The following is a 15,737-nucleotide window of genomic DNA, read 5'->3' on the forward strand; positions in this document are numbered from 1 at the left end:
AATGCAATTCTATCAGCCTGCGCGCAGCAGGACTACTCCGGCCTGCGCAGGAGATAGGTGTCCATGATCCAGCCATGACGCTGGCGGGCGAGCGTGCGCTTTTCCACGATCGTTTCGGCAACGTCGCCCAATCGTCCGGCCACCAGGATTTCATCGGGTGAGCCAAGATAGGCGCCCCAGAAGACTTCGAGGTTCGGATCGGCCTCGCGGAACGCCATCTGCCCATCGAGCATCACGACCGTGTCCGTTTCGACCCGGCCCAAGCGGCGTCCGGTGGTGACCAGTACCGGCTCGCCGATGCGGTTGAGCGTGATGCCATGCGCGGCGGTGAGTGCCTGGATAGCAGTGATGCCGGGTACCACTTCCACCTCTATGGGCTCGGAAACGTATTCGAGAATGCGCAAGGTGGAATCGTAAAGGCTCGGATCGCCCCAAACCAGAAAGGCCCCCGTGCCATCGGCCGGTATGTCCGAGATGAGAAGGGCATAAATATCGGCGAGGGCCTGGTGCCAGTCGGCGACGCCTTGGCCATAATCGGCACTCTGCGCGTCGCGGCGCGGCACCATATAGCCGATCTGGCGCGGATTGGGCTTGCGGACAAAACGGGCAATAATGCTGCGGCGTATGTCGGCCAGGTCGGACTTATTGGCACCCTTTTCCGGCACGAACAGCACATCGGCCCGGTTTAGCGCTTCCACGGCGCCGACGGTCAGATGTTCGGCACTGCCCATGCCGATCCCGATGACAAGAATGGTTTTCATGGCTGGCCCTCGAACCAGTGATTATCTGGAAATGGCAGACCCTCAAAGCCCTGGCAAGGCAATGCTATTCTGCATCGTCCTTGACCGCTTCCATGGATACATGGGTCGATGTATGTGCCACATGGGGCAAGGCGGAAATCTTCTCGCCCAGCACCTCGCGGTAAGCGGCAATGTCCTTGGTGCGCACCTTGAGCAGATAGTCGAAGCTGGAGGCGATCATATGCGCCTGCTCGACCTCGGGCAGCGCGCGCACGGCCTTGTTGAAAGCGTCCAGCGCGGCCTTACGCGTGTCGCTCAGGCGCACCTCGACAAAGGCCACATGCGGCAGGCCCAGACGGGTCGGATCGATAACCGCGCGATAACCCAGAATATAGCCCTCCTGCTCGAGGCGCTTTATGCGCGCCTGGCAAGGCGTTTTGGAGAGATTTACCCGACGGCTCAACTCGGCCACACTGATGCGGCCATTGCTGGCCAATTCGGCAATGATGCGCTTGTCGATATGGTCCAATAGACTGGCAGATGGTGATTTCATAGGAATTTCACTCAGTATCAAGCTCATCTGAGAGCAAAGAGACTGGAAAGTGTTACCAGATAGGGCGAAACGACTAAAGCACTTCTGGCATCATGGCTCTGTTCACCAGGATTGACGCTCATGCCGGAAACTTCGCCCCGCCAACACCTTCGCGACAGGCTCTATGCCGACGAAACCCTTCTTGTTCACGATCTTATCGTCGAGACCGGCCTTGACGAGGCCGAGCGTGACCGGATTTCGGGCAGGGCCGTGGACCTCGTTGAAGCCGTGCGGGCCAGCACCAGACTCGGGCTTATGGAGAGCTTTCTGGCCGAATATGGCCTGGACAGCGAAGAAGGTCTGGCGCTGATGTCGCTGGCCGAAGCGTTACTTCGCGTGCCGGACAGCGAGACCGTCGATGCTCTCATCCATGACAAGATCGGTGGTGCCGATTGGACCGCTCATTTTGGCGGCTCCGAAAGCCCCCTGGTCAATTTCTCGTCCTGGGCGCTGAGCCTGACATCCGACGTGCTGGGCGATCCAGAGATTGCACCGAAATCCGCGCTTCGCCGCGCCGTGGCCCGTTTGGGCGAGCCGGTGATCCGAACCGCCGTCAGCCATGCCATGCGGCTGCTGGGCGGCCAGTTCGTGTTCGGGCGGACCATTGAGGAGGCCATCGTCCATGCCAGGAAGCCCGAAGCGCTCGGCTACCGTTATTCCTACGACATGTTGGGTGAGGCGGCACGCACGGCGGCCGATGCGCGCCGCTATTTCGATGCCTATCTCAATGCCATCAACGCGCTGGCGCCGCATTGCATCCATGGCTCGGTACGGGATAATCCCGGCATTTCGGTCAAGCTAAGCGCATTGCACCCGCGCTATGAGGTCGCGCAGCGCCACCGGGTCATGACCGAACTGGTCCAGGCCACGCGCCAACTCGCCCTGGCTGCCGCCAAGGCGAATATGGGTTTCAATATCGACGCCGAGGAAGCCGATCGGCTTGATCTGTCGCTCGACGTGATCGAGGCCGTGCTGGAAACGCCGGAGTTGGCTGGTTGGAACGGCTTTGGTGTCGTGGTTCAGGCCTATGGTAAGCGGGTGCTGCCACTGATCGACTGGCTGGAAGCCTTGGCGGCCAGACTGGACCGGCGCATCATGGTGCGCCTGGTTAAGGGCGCCTATTGGGATGCCGAGATCAAGCGTGCGCAGGTGATGGGGCTGCCCGGCTATCCGGTCTATACCCGCAAGGCCGCAACCGATGTGAGCTATATCGCGGCGGCACGCAGGCTGTTCGACGCCGCCCATATCTATCCGCAGTTTGCCACGCATAATGCGCATACGGCGGCGGCCGTGCTGCATCTGGCTGCGGAAGCGGGCCGGTCCAATGACAGCTATGAATTCCAGCGCCTGCATGGCATGGGCGAGCAACTGCATGAAGTGCTGCGCAAGAACCACAAGACCACCACCCGTATCTATGCGCCGGTCGGTGCGCACAAGGACCTCCTGGCCTATCTGGTGCGCCGCCTGCTCGAGAACGGCGCCAACGGCTCTTTTGTCTATCAGATCGCCGATGAGGATATTCCGGCCGCCAAGGTTGCCGAAGACCCCATCGGAAAACTGCTGGCTTTGGGACAGGCTATTCCCAACGCGGCCATTGCCCCGCCGGAGCGCATTTTCGGCGAGCGCCGGAACTCCCAGGGGCTTGACCTGACCGACCCCATTGCCTTCGGGGCCATGGAAGATGCGCGCGGCACGTTTGCCGGCGCGCAATGGCGAGCCGCGCCGCTCGGCGCCATGATTGCGGGCAACGGAACTGCCGAACGGGTGATCAACCCGGCCAGATATGGCGACTTTGTTGGCAGTGTTGCCGAAGCCAGCGCCACACAAGTTGATGAGGCTGTAGTGGCGGCAGCGAGCTCGACCTGGGCGATGGTGCCCGTGGCCGAGCGGACCGCCGTAATGCGACGTGTCGCGGATCTCTACGAGGCCAATAGCGCCGAATTCTTCGCCCTGCTCGCGCGTGAAGCTGGGAAAACCTGGGCCGATGCGGTGGCCGAGTTGCGCGAGGCGGTGGACTTCCTGCGCTATTATGCCGATGAGGCCGGCAAATTGACGGCACCGCCACGCGGGCCTTTTGTCTGTATTTCGCCCTGGAACTTTCCGCTCGCCATTTTTACCGGGCAGATCGCCGCTGCGCTGGTAGCGGGCAATCCAGTTCTCGCCAAGCCCGCGCCGCAGACGCCTCTTGTCGCTTTCCGCGCTGTGCAATTGATGCATGAGGCCGGTGTGCCCGCAGACGCGCTGCAACTCCTGCCGGGTGGCCCGGCGGTCGGCGCCCGGCTGACATCCAATCCGTCGGTCGCCGGTATCGCCTTTACCGGCTCACTGCCGACGGCGAGGCGGATCGAGCAAGCCATGGCCGAGCATCTCTCGCCCCATGCCCCATTGATTGCCGAGACGGGCGGCTTGAACGCGATGGTGGTCGATACCACCGCGCTGACGGAACAGGCGGTTCGCGACATTATTGCCTCGGCCTTCCAGTCCGCGGGGCAAAGGTGCTCGGCGCTGCGCGTTCTCTACGTCCAGGAGGACGTTTATGAACATACTCTGAACATGCTCAGGGGTGCGATGGATGAGCTGGTACTGGGAGACCCCTGGAACCTCTCGACCGATGTCGGCCCGATCATCGATGCGACGGCCCGCGATAAGATCATGGCCTATATCGAGGCACGGAAGGATCGCGTCCTGCATCAATTGCGCGCGCCCGAGGGCGGCACTTTCGTGGCGCCCACAGTGCTCAAAGTGAGCGGCATCCAAGAGATGCCTGAGGAAATATTCGGCCCGGTGCTGCATGTGGCAACATTCAAGGGCGACGAGCTCCCCAGGGTCATTGCGGCCATCAATGCCTCCGGCTACGGCCTGACCTTTGGCATGCATACCCGCATTTCCTCGCGCGTGAAACGGCTGACCGAAATGGTCCATGCCGGCAATATCTATGTGAACCGCAACCAGATCGGCGCCGTTGTCGGCAGCCAACCCTTCGGTGGCGAGGGTCTGTCGGGAACGGGCCCCAAGGCGGGCGGGCCGCACTATTTGCCGCGCTTCACCCAGGGTGGCAGCGACCTGCAGGACGGCGTGCGGGACCTGCCCGGCCCGACCGGCGAGAACAATTGTCTGCATGTCGCGCCGCGCGGCACGCTTTTGTGCCTGGGGCCGACGGCTGATGACGTGGCGGCGCAGATTGAAATAGCCAAAAAGGCCGGCTGCCGGGCCGAAACGGCCCCAATGGATATCGAGCGGCTCCAATCGGGAAGTCAGTTCGACGCGGTCGCCTGGTTCGGCGATGATGCAGAGCTCAAGGCCATCCGCCTTGCCTTGAGCCAGCGGACAGGGGCGCTAGTCCCGATCATCTCGGGACCGCAGGATATCGGCCGCCTGCAATTGGAGCGGCATGTCTGTATCGACACCACTGCCGCCGGTGGCAATGCCTCGCTCATAGCCGCGGCGGGCTGACTTCGGCAGCAATGAAAAAGGCCCGCAGGGGCAATCCCGCGGGCCTTTGCGCCTTATTCCGAACGATTACTCAGCGATTTCCGCGTCGCGGAAATAGGGCACGTTGAGCGGCGAGCGCCAGAAGCCGGTCACCTCCGGGCTCATCATCATGTAATTGTAGCGGTGGTACTGTGGCAGGATGACGTGGTCGTTCATCAAAATGGCCTCGGCCTCGCGCATGGCATCGCGCGATGCCGCCTCGTCCGACGCGGACTTGGCCGCTTCAATGGCAGCGTCGTAATCGGCATTGGACCAGTTATTGAGGTTATTGGCGCTGCCCGACACGAAATTGTCGAGGAAGGTCATGGGGTGCGGATAGTCGGCGCCCCAGCCCATCTGGGCGATCTGGTATTCGACCTTCTGCACTTCCGGATAATAGACCTGCCACTCGGTCGCCTGGATGGCGACATCGATATTGAGGTTTTCCTTCCACATCTGCTGAATGGCTTCGAGCAGCTTCTCGATCGGCGGCGAGGAATAGGTCACGTAAAGGGTTTCGGGGAAACCTTCGCCATTGGGATAGCCGGCCTCGGCCAGCTCGGCCTGCGCGCCTTCGACGTCCGCAGTCTCCGACAGACCGAAGTTGTCGCGGCCATCGGTAAAGTCCTCACCGGCAAGACCCATGCCCGGGGGCACGAGGCCAAGGGCCGGGGTGTCCGCCGACTGCAGCACGAATTCGATGATCTCCGAGCGATCGATGGCCATCGAGAGGGCCTTGCGGACATGGAGATTATCGAGCGGGGCCTGATGCGGGTTGAAGAAGGCATAGGTCGTGCCCAGGGCCGGCACGATCATAAAGGCGTCCGATTCTACCGAGAGACGCGGAATTTCGGGGGCAGGGACGGCCTCGATGCCATCGACATCGCCGGCTTCGAAGGCCGCCAGCGCCGTCGCCGGATCGGGGATCAGGCGGAAGGTGAGCTTATCGAGGCTGACTTCGTCGGCGGCGTAATAGTTCGGGTTCTTCTCGAACACGACCGACTCGCCCTGATTGAATTCGGTGACGCGGAATGGGCCGGTGCCGATGAAGGTCGCCGGATCGCGGGTCCAGCCTTCCGGATCGGCCGAGACCACATCTTCGCGGACCGGATAGAAGGTCGGATAGTTGAGCAATTGCAGCATATAGGGCACGCGCTGCTTGAGGGTGAAGGTCAGCGTCTTGTCATCGGGCGCTGAGACCGCGATGGCCTCGGCATCACCACCGCCAAAAGCCTCTTCGGCGCCGACGATGTGATAGAGCATCTGCGAGTTCATTGCGCCCGAAGCTGGATCGAGTACGCGCTTCCAGGCATAGACGAAATCGGACGACTTGACCGGCTCGCCATCGGACCACAGCGCATCGCGCAGGTGGAACGTGTAGGTCAGGCCGTCCTCGGAAATATCCCAGCTCTCGGCCAGGGCCGGGACCACTTCGCCTTCGGCATCGAGACGCACAAGGCCCTCAAAGGTATTGCCGATAATGGGCGCGGCAAAGGTTTCGGCCGTGGTGCCCGGATCGTATTTGGCGCTTTCATTGTTGACGACATAGGTCAATTCGCCAGCGGCAAAGACGCCGCCGGTGGTGGCCAGAAATGCCGCCGTCATCAGCGGCAGAACCATTGTCTTCATTCTCGTTCTCTCCTTTTGTTGGGACCTTAGGTCCCGGTTGATTGTTGCGCCAGTTCCCCGGCGAAATGGCAGGCGGAAAGGTGTCCGCCACCGACATCGGTGAGTGGCGGATCGACCTTTGCGCAGATGTCTTTGGCCATGGGGCAACGCGTGCGGAAACGACATCCCGAGGGAATATCGATCGGGCTCGGTATTTCGCCCTGCATCGGCTCGACGGCCCGCGCCGCTGCCGGATCGGGCACCGGAATGGCGCTGAGCAAGGCCCGCGTATAGGGGTGGCTGGGGCGGTGATAGAGATCGGCGCTGGAGGCCAGTTCGACGATCCGGCCCAGATACATCACCCCGATGCGGTCCGAGATATGCCGGACCATGGAAAGGTCGTGGGTGATGAAAAGGTAAGTCAGCCCGAGTTCGGCCTGCAGGTCCTCAAGCATGTTGACCACCTGCGCCTGCACCGACACGTCGAGCGCCGAAATCGGCTCGTCGCAAATGACGAGGTCGGGTTCCAGTGCAATGGCGCGGGCAATGCCGATACGCTGCCTCTGGCCGCCGGAGAATTCATGCGCAAAGCGAGCGGCCGAATCTGCCGGCAGGCCGACGCGGTCGAGCAGGTCGGCAACTTTCTTGCGGCGCTCGGCCGGCGTACCAAGCCCGGCAATGTCCAGCGGCTCGGCGATCAGCTCACCCACGCTCATGCGCGGGTTGAGACTGGCATAGGGGTCCTGAAAGATCATCTGCACGCGGCGGCGGAATGCGCCGATCTGGCGATCGCCCGCCTTGCCGACTTCCTCGCCGTCGAAGACGATGCTGCCCGAAGTCGGCTCGTGCAGCCGGATAACCGTGCGCGCCAGGGTCGACTTGCCGCAGCCGGACTCTCCAACCAGGCCCAGCGTTTCGCCCTTGATCAGATCGAGATCGACACCATCGACGGCCCGCAGGACCGGCTTAGGGGTAAAAGGCGCAGATGGCAGGCGGAAATGCTTATGCAGGCCACGCAACTGGAGGAGTGGTCGGGTCATGCGGCCACCTCGTGCACGGCGTCCACCTTGGGTGCGTCGGGGTGTTGCAGCCAGCAGCGGGACTGATGACCTTCACCGAACAAGGGTGGCAATTCGGCAAGGCATCGGGTCATGGCATAGGGGCAGCGCGGCGCGAACGGGCAGCCGGCGGGCGGTGCCAGCATATTGGGCGGGCTGCCTGGAATTGGCGTCAAGCGCCGATGGGTATCGTCGCGCAGGTCCGGCACGGCGCCGAGGAGGCCCACCGTATAGGGATGTCCCGGCGCGGCGAACAGGTCGCGCACCCGCGCGGTTTCCATGACGAGGCCGCCATAAAGCACCAGAACACGGTCGGTGACTTCCGCAATGACGCCGAGATCATGGGTGATGAGGATGACCGCCATGCCCAGGCGCTGCTGCAAGTCCTTGAGCAGGGCCAGGATCTGGCGCTGGATGGTGACGTCGAGCGCCGTGGTCGGCTCGTCGGCGATCAGCAATGTCGGTTCGCAGGCCAGGGCAATGGCGATCATGACGCGCTGGCGCATGCCGCCGGAAAATTCGTGCGGGAAGGATTTGAGCCGCGCCGCCGCCGAGGGGATGCGTACCAGCTCGAACAGCTCGATGGCCCGCGCCCTTGCCTGGGCGCGGCTGACCTTTCTGTGCCGCAGGATGGCCTCCATGACCTGTTCCCCGACGGTGAGGGTCGGGTTGAGCGAGGTCATCGGATCCTGGAAAATCACGCCGATGCGGTTGCCGCGCAGATCGGACAGGGCGTCCTCGTCGAGCGAGAGCAGGTCCGTTCCCTCAAAACTGGCGCTGCCGGATTTGATGCGCCCGCCGGCCTTGAGCAGGCGGAGAACCGACATGCAGGTGATCGATTTCCCCGAACCGCTTTCACCCACGAGACCTAGAATTTCACCGGGGCGCACATCGAAGCTGACGCCGCGTACGGCCTGCACCTCACCCCGGCGGGTGAAGAAAGATGTTGCGAGATCGCGCACGGAAAGAACGGTCTGGGTCATCCGCGCAACCTCGGATCGAGGGCGTCGCGCAACCCGTCGCCCAGGAAGTTGAAGGCGAACATGGTGAGCGAGATCGCGGCTGCCGGGAAAAAGAGCTGGTGCGGATAGGTGCGCAAGGTCTCGACCGCCTCGGAGGTCAGCGAACCCCAGGAGGCCAGCGGCGGCGTCACGCCAAGGCCGATAAAGCTCATGAAGCTTTCGATGAAAATGGCCGAGGGGATGAGCATGGTGAGGGTGACGATGATAGGGCCGATGGAATTGGGCAGCAGGTGCCGGGTGAGAATGCGGGTCGGCGAGGCACCCATGGTGCGGGCCGCCGCGACATAGTCCTGGCTTTTCAAGCTCAATATTTGTCCGCGCACGATGCGCGCCATATCGACCCAGAAGACCGAGCCGATGGCGACGATGATCGAGAGCAACCCGCTATCGAAGACGACCATCAGCAGCACGACATAGAGCGTAAGCGGAATGGTGGAGATGATCTCGACTATGCGCATCATCACCGCATCGACGCGTCCGCCGACATAGCCGGCAATGCCGCCATAGAAGACGCCGATGAAGAAATTGACCAGCGTGGCGACAAAGGCGACAGTCAACGAAATCTGCGCGCCATAGAGCTGACGGACCAGAATGTCGCGGCCGAGTTGATCGGTGCCGAAGAGATAGGTGCGGTTCCAGCTCCAACCCGAAGGGCGCAGTTCTGTCCCATCTTCGAGCAGTAAGCGGGTTGGGAGCCTGGAATAATCCAGCGTCACGGCCTGGTTGCCAAATTCGAAGGGCTGGCTTTTCTTGATGATGTCCTTGCGGCCGCCGCGCAGCAGGCCCAGCACATGACCCTCTGCATCGACCTCATAGAGGTTGAAATTGGACGCGTTGAGGAAGAAGCGCATCTGCGTTCCATCGTCCTGCGTGACGGCATAGGTCTCGAAGGCGGGCGGGATATTGGAGAGCTTCAAATCCTGCCGATAATAAGTGTGCGGCGAAAAATACGGTCCGAAAAACGCGGCCAGCACCAATGCGACGATGAAGACGATGGAAAGGACGGCCGGCTTGTTGGCCCAGAGGCGGCGGCGCACATCCTGACCATAGGTGGGGGCAGGGGGCGGTGTAGGCGGCACGGCTGCGCCCGCGGGCACCCTGGCCCACATGTCCGGAGTAATATCGGTCATGCCGTGGCCTTGGTCAGTTTGATGCGGGGATCGAGCCAGACATAGAGCAGATCGACAATGAGGATCATGACCATGAGAATGGCGGCATAGAAAATGGTGATGCCCATAATGGCGGTGTAGTCGCGATTGGTGATCGAGAGCACGAATTGCCGGCCGATGCCGGGCAGGGCGAAGATCTGCTCGATGACAAATGAGCCGGTGACCAGATTGGCCACCACTGGCCCAAGCACCGTAACGACCGGCAAAAGCGAATTGCGCAGGCCATGCTTGAACAGAATTTGTCCGCGCCTGAGGCCTTTGGCGCTCGCCGTGGTCATATAATCCTGCTCAAGGGTTTCGAGCAGGGACGACCGCGTCAGCCGCGAGACGAAGGAAATCCAGAAGCCGGACAGCGCAAAGACCGGCAGGAAATAGCCGCGCCAATCGTCGAGCCCGAATGTCGGCACCCAGCCCAGACGCAGGGCAAAGACATAAAGCGAAACAGTGGCAATGACATAGCTGGGAATGGCCACGCCCAGTGTGGCGATGAACATGACGGTGGTGTCAGGCCAGCGATTGCGGTTGAGCGCGGCGATGACGCCCAGGGGCACGCCCAGCGCCACCACGCAGATAACGGCGAGCAAACCGGTTTGCAGCGTGACCGGCAGGCCGGCCGCGATCATCGAATTGATCGAGACGCCCGGATATTTGAAGGATGGGCCAAGATCGAAACGAACGATATTGCCCAGATAGTTGAGATATTGCTGCCAGATGGGCAGGTCGAGCCCATATTTGGCATTGAGCGCGGCGGCAATTTCCGGCGCCAGCATGCGTTCGGACACGAAGGGCCCACCCGGCACGGCATGCATGAGGAAGAAGGTCAATGTGATAATGGCGAACAGCGTGATGGCCATCATGCCCAGACGCTGGGCCAAATAGCCGATCATTCCTTTGCACCCACTGCCTTAGCAGAGCCTCGCACTATTCGCCCCCATATCTGCTCCGTCCCGCATAGCAGCACCGCCCATGCTACAACTCAAGTGGCCGGTAAAATTTTTTTGCTCATAAGTGAAGTTTTTTACAAGCCTGATCTGGCGGTCACACGCCGAAGTGGCGGCGCAGGATAAGAAAGACGGCGGTTGCCGGGACGATGAGATCGGCAGCTTGCTCAATCGCGCCGGGACCATATTGTCCCTCTTTGTCCAGTGCATTGATCGTGCCGATGAGCTCATTGCCGACCATGATCGGCACGCTGATGGAGGCATTGCAGCCCAGCGACCGGATGAGGTCGAGATCGGGGAACTGGCCTTCCATGTCGGCCGCCGTGTTGATGGCCGTAATCCGGCGCTCGGTGCGCATGGCCTCGAACCAGTCGTCGAGCACGATCGGCTTGGTACCCAATACCGGATAGACCTCCGGATGGCTGGAATAGACGCGGCGCACCTGCATCTGCTCCATTTCGATGGCCGTCAGCGTGAACAGGTGAGCCCCGATCAGCGCCTGAGCGAGCTCGTGCAGGGCGGCGCCAGTAGTGAGCGGATCGGTGTTGCGGGCCAGGGCCTCTTCGAACGTGCGGAAAGCAGCAGCGCGGCTATCGGTGGTCATGCTCGCTCTCCCCGGTTGAGAGCCACCAGAGCCGCGAGCTTGGCCGGGATCGACAGGACATCGCGTACCATCTGCACACGCTCGGGCGTGTAATAGCCGGCCACATCCAGGATGTTCATGGTAGCCACCAACTCGTCGCCCAGAACGATCGGCATATTGATGACCGATTGGCATCCCAGCGTGTTGATCAGTTCGTGGTCGAAAAAGACCTGGGCGATGTCCTCAATGGTGTTGGCGACGAAATATTCGCGCCGCTTGTGCACCACATCGAACCAGGGGCCGTAATTGATCGGCTTGGTGCCCGAGGCCGGGTAGTTCGCCGGGTCGCTGGTATAGGCACGGCGGGCGACATCGGCCTGCATGTCGACCGTCATGATGGTAAAAAGCTTGGCGCCCACGGTGGCTTGGGTAAGGTCTTGCAGGGCCTTGTAGGCCTGGTCAGCTGTTTTGGCGATCGCAATGGCGGCGTCAAAATTTGAAAGTGCTTCAGTATGGGAAGTCATTGGATAGTCCTTGGTGGTCTCAGAGCGTCCGTGCCAATTGGCCTACGCGCTCTCGGTCGCGGCGAGTAGCTCGCGCGAATAGGATTCTTTGAGGTCCCCGGCTTTGAGCTGGGCGACGTCGGCGATCTCGACGATGCGGCCGTGACGCATGACCGCCAGCCGATCACAGAGGAAGCTGACGACGGGCAGGTTGTGCGTGACCATGAGGAAGGTCAGCCCCTGCTCGCGCCGCAGACGCTTGAGCAGGTTGAGGATTTCGGCTTGCACCGATACGTCGAGCGCTGAGGTCGGTTCGTCGAGCAGCATGACTTTGGGTTCGAGCATCAGGGCACGGGCAATAGCGACGCGCTGGCGCTGGCCGCCCGAAAGCTGGTGCGGAAAGCGGAAACGGAAACGTTGGTCGAGACCGACCGCGGCCAGCATGGCTTCCACACGCTCCCCCCGATTGCCGATGCCGTGGATAGCCAGGGGTTCGGAAAGCGCCGCGTCGATGGTCTTGCGTGGATGCAGCGATCCATAGGGGTCCTGGAACACCATCTGCACTTTTCGTGACACGGCGCGATCGACGTGATGGCTGCGGGCCTCGCCCATGACCGAAATGCCGCCCGTCCAATCCGGCGCAAGCCCGGCAATGGCGCGCAGGATGGTGGATTTACCCGAACCGCTTTCGCCGACCAGGGCGAAGCTCTCGCCCTCCGGGATAGACAAGTTCACATCGAAGACGACCTTGGTGTCGCCATAGGCAATGTCGAGATTGGTAAGATCGATGGCGTTCATGTGCCGGCCCATTGCGTGCGGTCGAGCACGGGAAGTTCGTCGCGGGTTTCGTTGATCACCGGCATGGCGGCAAGCAGGCCCTTCGTGTAGGGATGCTGGGCGTTTTCGAGCTGCCCGGCCGCACACTCCTCCACCACCCGGCCGGCATTCATGACGAGAATCCGGTCGCAATAGCGGCTGACCAGATTGAGATCGTGGCTGATCAGGATCAGTCCCATGCCCTTGTTGCGCACCAGTTCGTCGATGATGTCGAGCACCTGCGCCTGCACCGAGACGTCGAGCGCCGAGGTGGGCTCGTCGGCAATCAGCAATTCGGGTTCGGGGATGAGCATCATGGCGATCATGATGCGCTGGCCCATGCCGCCCGAAACCTCGTGCGGATAAAGTTTGGCCACCCGCTCCGGGTCATTGATGCGCACGGCATGCAGCATCTCGATGATACGCGCCTGCACATCCCGGCGCGGCAGCTTCTGGTGGGTGACCAGAGCCTCGGCAATCTGCTCGCCAACGGTCATGACCGGATTGAGCGAGAATTTGGGGTCCTGCATGACCATGGAAATGCGGGCGCCGCGAATGGCGCGCATCTGTTTTTCGGTCTGCTGAAGAAGGTCTATGCCGTCAAATTCGAGCCTGTCGGCACTGACCTCGCCGGGCTTGCGGATGAGCTTGAGGATCGAGCGGCCTGTCATGGACTTGCCTGAGCCGCTTTCGCCGACAATGCCCAGCCGCTCGCGGCCAAGGGTGAAGGAGATGCCCTTCACCACTTCGACGCGACCTGAATGGGTGGGGAAGCTGACGCGCAGGTTTTCGACGGTGAGGAGGGGGGAGGTCATTTGTTCCCTCCAATGAAAACGAAGCCTTTTGCGATGGTCTCCCTCCCCCCTTGAGGGGGAGGGCAGGGGAGGGGGGTGGTCCAGTGGATCACTGATGGACCCCCACCCTCATTCCCTCCCCTCAAGGGGGAGGGATGCAATGGAGCCGTGACATCAAACGCGTGAATGGCGAGGATCATGACTTCCCCTCGCTCTTGGGATCGAGCACGTCGCGTAACCCATCGCCGAGGAAACAAAAGCCCAGCGACACGATGATAATGGCAAAGCCGGGCATGGTGGCTACCCACCACTGATCGAGAATGAAGGTGCGGCCGCGCGAGATCATGGCGCCCCATTCGGGCAGTGGCGGTTGCGCGCCCAGGCCGATAAAGCCAAGGCCTGCCGCGGTCAGGATGACGCCAGCCATATCGAGGGTGACCCGAATGATCATCGAAGAGGTGCAGAGCGGCAGAATGTGTTGGACAATGATGCGGATGGGGCCGCCGCCCGCAAGCTGCACCGCCGAGATATATTCGGCATTGCGGATGGTCAGGGTTTCGGCGCGGGCGATGCGCGCATAGGCGGGCCAGGAGGTAATGGCGATGGCGATAATGGCATTGTTGATGCCGGGGCCAAGCGCGGCGACGAAGGCCAGAGCCAGGATCAATTTGGGCAGGGACAGGAAAATGTCGGTGAATCCCATCAGGACGCGATCGACCCACCCGCCGAAATAGCCGGCAATTGCGCCGATCAGCAGGCCCAGCGGCGCCGAAATCAGCGCGACCAGCAGCACGATGGTGAGGGTGATCTGCGATCCCCACACCACGCGGGAGAAGATATCGCGGCCCAGCTCGTCCGTGCCCATCCAATGGGCTGCCGAAGGCGGCATGAGTCGATTGGCCAGATCCTGCCCGATTGGCGAATAGGGCGCGATCCAGGGCGCGAAGGCCGCGGTGAGCAGCAGCAGGAGAATGATGACGCCGCCCAGCACAGAGAGCGGGTTGCGCATCAAAGCGGTGAACACGCGATAGGCGCGACCCGCATTGGCCTGCAGGCGGGAGGTGGGGCTGTCGGCAAGGAGCCAGTCACGGGTGGTCATGGGTGGACTCCTGCAGCGCCACGAGACGCAATCCGGCTCCCTCGCCCCTCCAGGGGAGAGGGTTGGGGTGAGGGGTGAATATCCTCGGGTAGGACCGCGATCCTGAACCCCTCATCCGGCGCTGCGCGCCACCTTCTCCCCTCAGGGGAGAAGAGAAGAAGCGCCCGTCGATCTGTAAGTGAATTTTCCATCAGCGGGCCCTCGGATCGAGGACGCGATAGAGCACGTCCGAAACTTTGTTGATGACGATGAATACCGCACCGATGACCAGGGTCGCGCCCAGCACGGCGTTCATGTCGGCATTGAGCAGGGCTGTGGTGAGATAATTGCCGATGCCCGGCCAGGAAAAAACGGTCTCGATCATCACCGAGCCTTCGAGAAGGCCAGCATAGGAGAGGCCGATCACGGTGATCAGCGGCACACGTATCGGGTTAAAGGCATGGCGCCAGATGACCACGCGTTCGGGCACGCCTTTGACGCGGGCGGTGGTGACGAATTCCTGGCTCAACTGATCGAGCATGAAGCTGCGGGTCATGCGGGCGATATAGGCCAGGCTGAAAAACCCCAGCACTGACGCGGGCAGGATAAGATGGGAAACCGCGTTCCAGAAGATGTCGACCTCGCCCTGCAGCAGACTGTCGATCAGGATCATGCCAGTAATGGGGGAAACGAGCCCATCATAGAAAATGTCGAGGCGGCCGGGTCCGCCAACCCAGCGCAGCCGGGCGTAGAAGACCGCAAGGCCCACAAGGCCCAGCCAGAAGGCCGGAACGGAATAGCCGAGCAAACCAACGACGCGAATGATTTGGTCGAGCCAACTCCCCTGGCGGGCGGCGGCGGTGACGCCCAGCGGAATGCCAATGGCGCAGCCGATCAGAATGCCCAGAGTGGCCATTTCGAAGGTTGCGGGAAAGAAACGGGAGAGGTCCTCGACCACTGGGCGGCCAGTCGAAACCGACATGCCGAACTCGCCGGTAAAGACATTGCCTACATAGGAGATGAACTGCATCCATAGCGGCCGGTCCAGCCCCATGGCGATTTTGGCGGCGTCATATTGCGCCTGCGTAGCGCGGTCGCCGACGACGGCAAGGACCGGATCGATGGGAATGACGCGGCCAATAAAGAAGGTGATGGCGAGAAGGCCCAGAAAGGTCAGGAACAGCGTGATCGCAAAGCCGCCCGTTGCCGATACCACCCGCATCGCATGCCTTCCGGCAGGGGATGCTCCAGGGGGCGGGGCGCTGTTCCGCTCGTCTATCGCCACACGAAATCCTTTCGGAAAAACAAACCCTTATACCCGCTGACTTAACGCGTCGGCAGGTGACAAAAGTTTCACATTTC

14 protein-coding genes are annotated in these 15,737 nt (G+C 61.7%); 1 reads left to right on the forward strand and 13 read right to left on the reverse strand.

The features are described from left to right. Positions 1-32: 32 nt before the first annotated feature. Complete coding sequence (cobF, locus tag V8Z65_RS04375; protein WP_338722796.1) at positions 33-761, reverse strand: precorrin-6A synthase (deacetylating); 729 nt, start codon at positions 759-761, stop codon at positions 33-35. A gap of 64 nt (positions 762-825) precedes the next feature. Then, complete coding sequence (locus tag V8Z65_RS04380; protein ID WP_338722797.1) at positions 826-1,293, reverse strand: Lrp/AsnC ligand binding domain-containing protein; 468 nt, start codon at positions 1,291-1,293, stop codon at positions 826-828. Between the two features lie 120 nt (positions 1,294-1,413). Here V8Z65_RS04380 and putA point away from each other — a divergent pair, with 120 nt between their 5' ends. Beyond that, entirely contained in the window at positions 1,414-4,785 is a 3,372-nt protein-coding gene (gene putA / locus V8Z65_RS04385; RefSeq protein ID WP_338722798.1) for a bifunctional proline dehydrogenase/L-glutamate gamma-semialdehyde dehydrogenase PutA, read from the forward strand. 66 nt (positions 4,786-4,851) lie between these two features. Here putA and V8Z65_RS04390 read toward each other — a convergent pair whose 3' ends face one another. The 11 genes from V8Z65_RS04390 to V8Z65_RS04440 form a co-directional block, all read right to left on the reverse strand. After that, a complete protein-coding gene (locus V8Z65_RS04390) occupies positions 4,852-6,432 on the reverse strand; it encodes a peptide ABC transporter substrate-binding protein (RefSeq protein ID WP_338722799.1) in 1,581 nt (526 codons plus the stop codon). A 26-nt stretch (positions 6,433-6,458) separates the two neighbouring features. Further along, on the reverse strand, positions 6,459-7,451 hold the full coding sequence (locus V8Z65_RS04395) for an oligopeptide/dipeptide ABC transporter ATP-binding protein (protein ID WP_338722800.1): 993 nt from the start codon (positions 7,449-7,451) through the stop codon (positions 6,459-6,461). Further along, positions 7,448-8,452, reverse strand: a complete 1,005-nt coding sequence (locus V8Z65_RS04400; protein ID WP_338722802.1) for an ABC transporter ATP-binding protein — start codon at positions 8,450-8,452, stop codon at positions 7,448-7,450. Before V8Z65_RS04400 ends, V8Z65_RS04395 begins: the two co-directional genes overlap by 4 nt. Beyond that, complete coding sequence (locus V8Z65_RS04405; RefSeq protein ID WP_338722803.1) at positions 8,449-9,621, reverse strand: ABC transporter permease; 1,173 nt, start codon at positions 9,619-9,621, stop codon at positions 8,449-8,451. Before V8Z65_RS04405 ends, V8Z65_RS04400 begins: the two co-directional genes overlap by 4 nt. Then, complete coding sequence (locus V8Z65_RS04410; RefSeq protein WP_338722805.1) at positions 9,618-10,547, reverse strand: ABC transporter permease; 930 nt, start codon at positions 10,545-10,547, stop codon at positions 9,618-9,620. The genes V8Z65_RS04405 and V8Z65_RS04410 overlap by 4 nt, the downstream gene beginning before the upstream one ends. Positions 10,548-10,698: 151 nt before the next feature. Then, the gene (locus V8Z65_RS04415) at positions 10,699-11,205 is read right to left on the reverse strand and encodes a GAF domain-containing protein (RefSeq protein ID WP_338722806.1); all 507 of its coding nucleotides are present in this window, start codon (positions 11,203-11,205) and stop codon (positions 10,699-10,701) included. Further along, positions 11,202-11,708: a GAF domain-containing protein gene (locus V8Z65_RS04420; protein WP_338722807.1), complete on the reverse strand. Its 507-nt coding sequence runs from the start codon at positions 11,706-11,708 to the stop codon at positions 11,202-11,204. Before V8Z65_RS04420 ends, V8Z65_RS04415 begins: the two co-directional genes overlap by 4 nt. A gap of 42 nt (positions 11,709-11,750) precedes the next feature. Beyond that, on the reverse strand, positions 11,751-12,485 hold the full coding sequence (locus V8Z65_RS04425; protein WP_338722808.1) for an ABC transporter ATP-binding protein: 735 nt from the start codon (positions 12,483-12,485) through the stop codon (positions 11,751-11,753). After that, on the reverse strand, positions 12,482-13,318 hold the full coding sequence (locus V8Z65_RS04430; RefSeq protein WP_338722810.1) for an ABC transporter ATP-binding protein: 837 nt from the start codon (positions 13,316-13,318) through the stop codon (positions 12,482-12,484). Before V8Z65_RS04430 ends, V8Z65_RS04425 begins: the two co-directional genes overlap by 4 nt. A 175-nt stretch (positions 13,319-13,493) precedes the next feature. After that, entirely contained in the window at positions 13,494-14,396 is a 903-nt protein-coding gene (locus V8Z65_RS04435; RefSeq protein ID WP_338722811.1) for an ABC transporter permease, read from the reverse strand. 190 nt (positions 14,397-14,586) lie between these two features. Beyond that, complete coding sequence (locus tag V8Z65_RS04440; protein ID WP_338722812.1) at positions 14,587-15,597, reverse strand: ABC transporter permease; 1,011 nt, start codon at positions 15,595-15,597, stop codon at positions 14,587-14,589. Between the last annotated feature and the right edge of the window lie 140 nt (positions 15,598-15,737).

It is taken from the genome of Devosia sp. XK-2 (genome assembly GCF_037113415.1).
Classification (GTDB): Bacteria; Pseudomonadota; Alphaproteobacteria; order Rhizobiales; family Devosiaceae; genus Devosia.

Coding starts and splice junctions, on each gene's coding strand:
- cobF (WP_338722796.1), bottom strand. CDS start 761: ATGAAAACCATTCTTGTCATCGGGATCGGCATGGGCAGTGCCGAACAT.
- V8Z65_RS04380 (WP_338722797.1), bottom strand. CDS start 1,293: ATGAAATCACCATCTGCCAGTCTATTGGACCATATCGACAAGCGCATC.
- putA (WP_338722798.1), top strand. CDS start 1,414: ATGCCGGAAACTTCGCCCCGCCAACACCTTCGCGACAGGCTCTATGCC.
- V8Z65_RS04390 (WP_338722799.1), bottom strand. CDS start 6,432: ATGAAGACAATGGTTCTGCCGCTGATGACGGCGGCATTTCTGGCCACC.
- V8Z65_RS04395 (WP_338722800.1), bottom strand. CDS start 7,451: ATGACCCGACCACTCCTCCAGTTGCGTGGCCTGCATAAGCATTTCCGC.
- V8Z65_RS04400 (WP_338722802.1), bottom strand. CDS start 8,452: ATGACCCAGACCGTTCTTTCCGTGCGCGATCTCGCAACATCTTTCTTC.
- V8Z65_RS04405 (WP_338722803.1), bottom strand. CDS start 9,621: ATGACCGATATTACTCCGGACATGTGGGCCAGGGTGCCCGCGGGCGCA.
- V8Z65_RS04410 (WP_338722805.1), bottom strand. CDS start 10,547: ATGATCGGCTATTTGGCCCAGCGTCTGGGCATGATGGCCATCACGCTG.
- V8Z65_RS04415 (WP_338722806.1), bottom strand. CDS start 11,205: ATGACCACCGATAGCCGCGCTGCTGCTTTCCGCACGTTCGAAGAGGCC.
- V8Z65_RS04420 (WP_338722807.1), bottom strand. CDS start 11,708: ATGACTTCCCATACTGAAGCACTTTCAAATTTTGACGCCGCCATTGCG.
- V8Z65_RS04425 (WP_338722808.1), bottom strand. CDS start 12,485: ATGAACGCCATCGATCTTACCAATCTCGACATTGCCTATGGCGACACC.
- V8Z65_RS04430 (WP_338722810.1), bottom strand. CDS start 13,318: ATGACCTCCCCCCTCCTCACCGTCGAAAACCTGCGCGTCAGCTTCCCC.
- V8Z65_RS04435 (WP_338722811.1), bottom strand. CDS start 14,396: ATGACCACCCGTGACTGGCTCCTTGCCGACAGCCCCACCTCCCGCCTG.
- V8Z65_RS04440 (WP_338722812.1), bottom strand. CDS start 15,597: ATGCGGGTGGTATCGGCAACGGGCGGCTTTGCGATCACGCTGTTCCTG.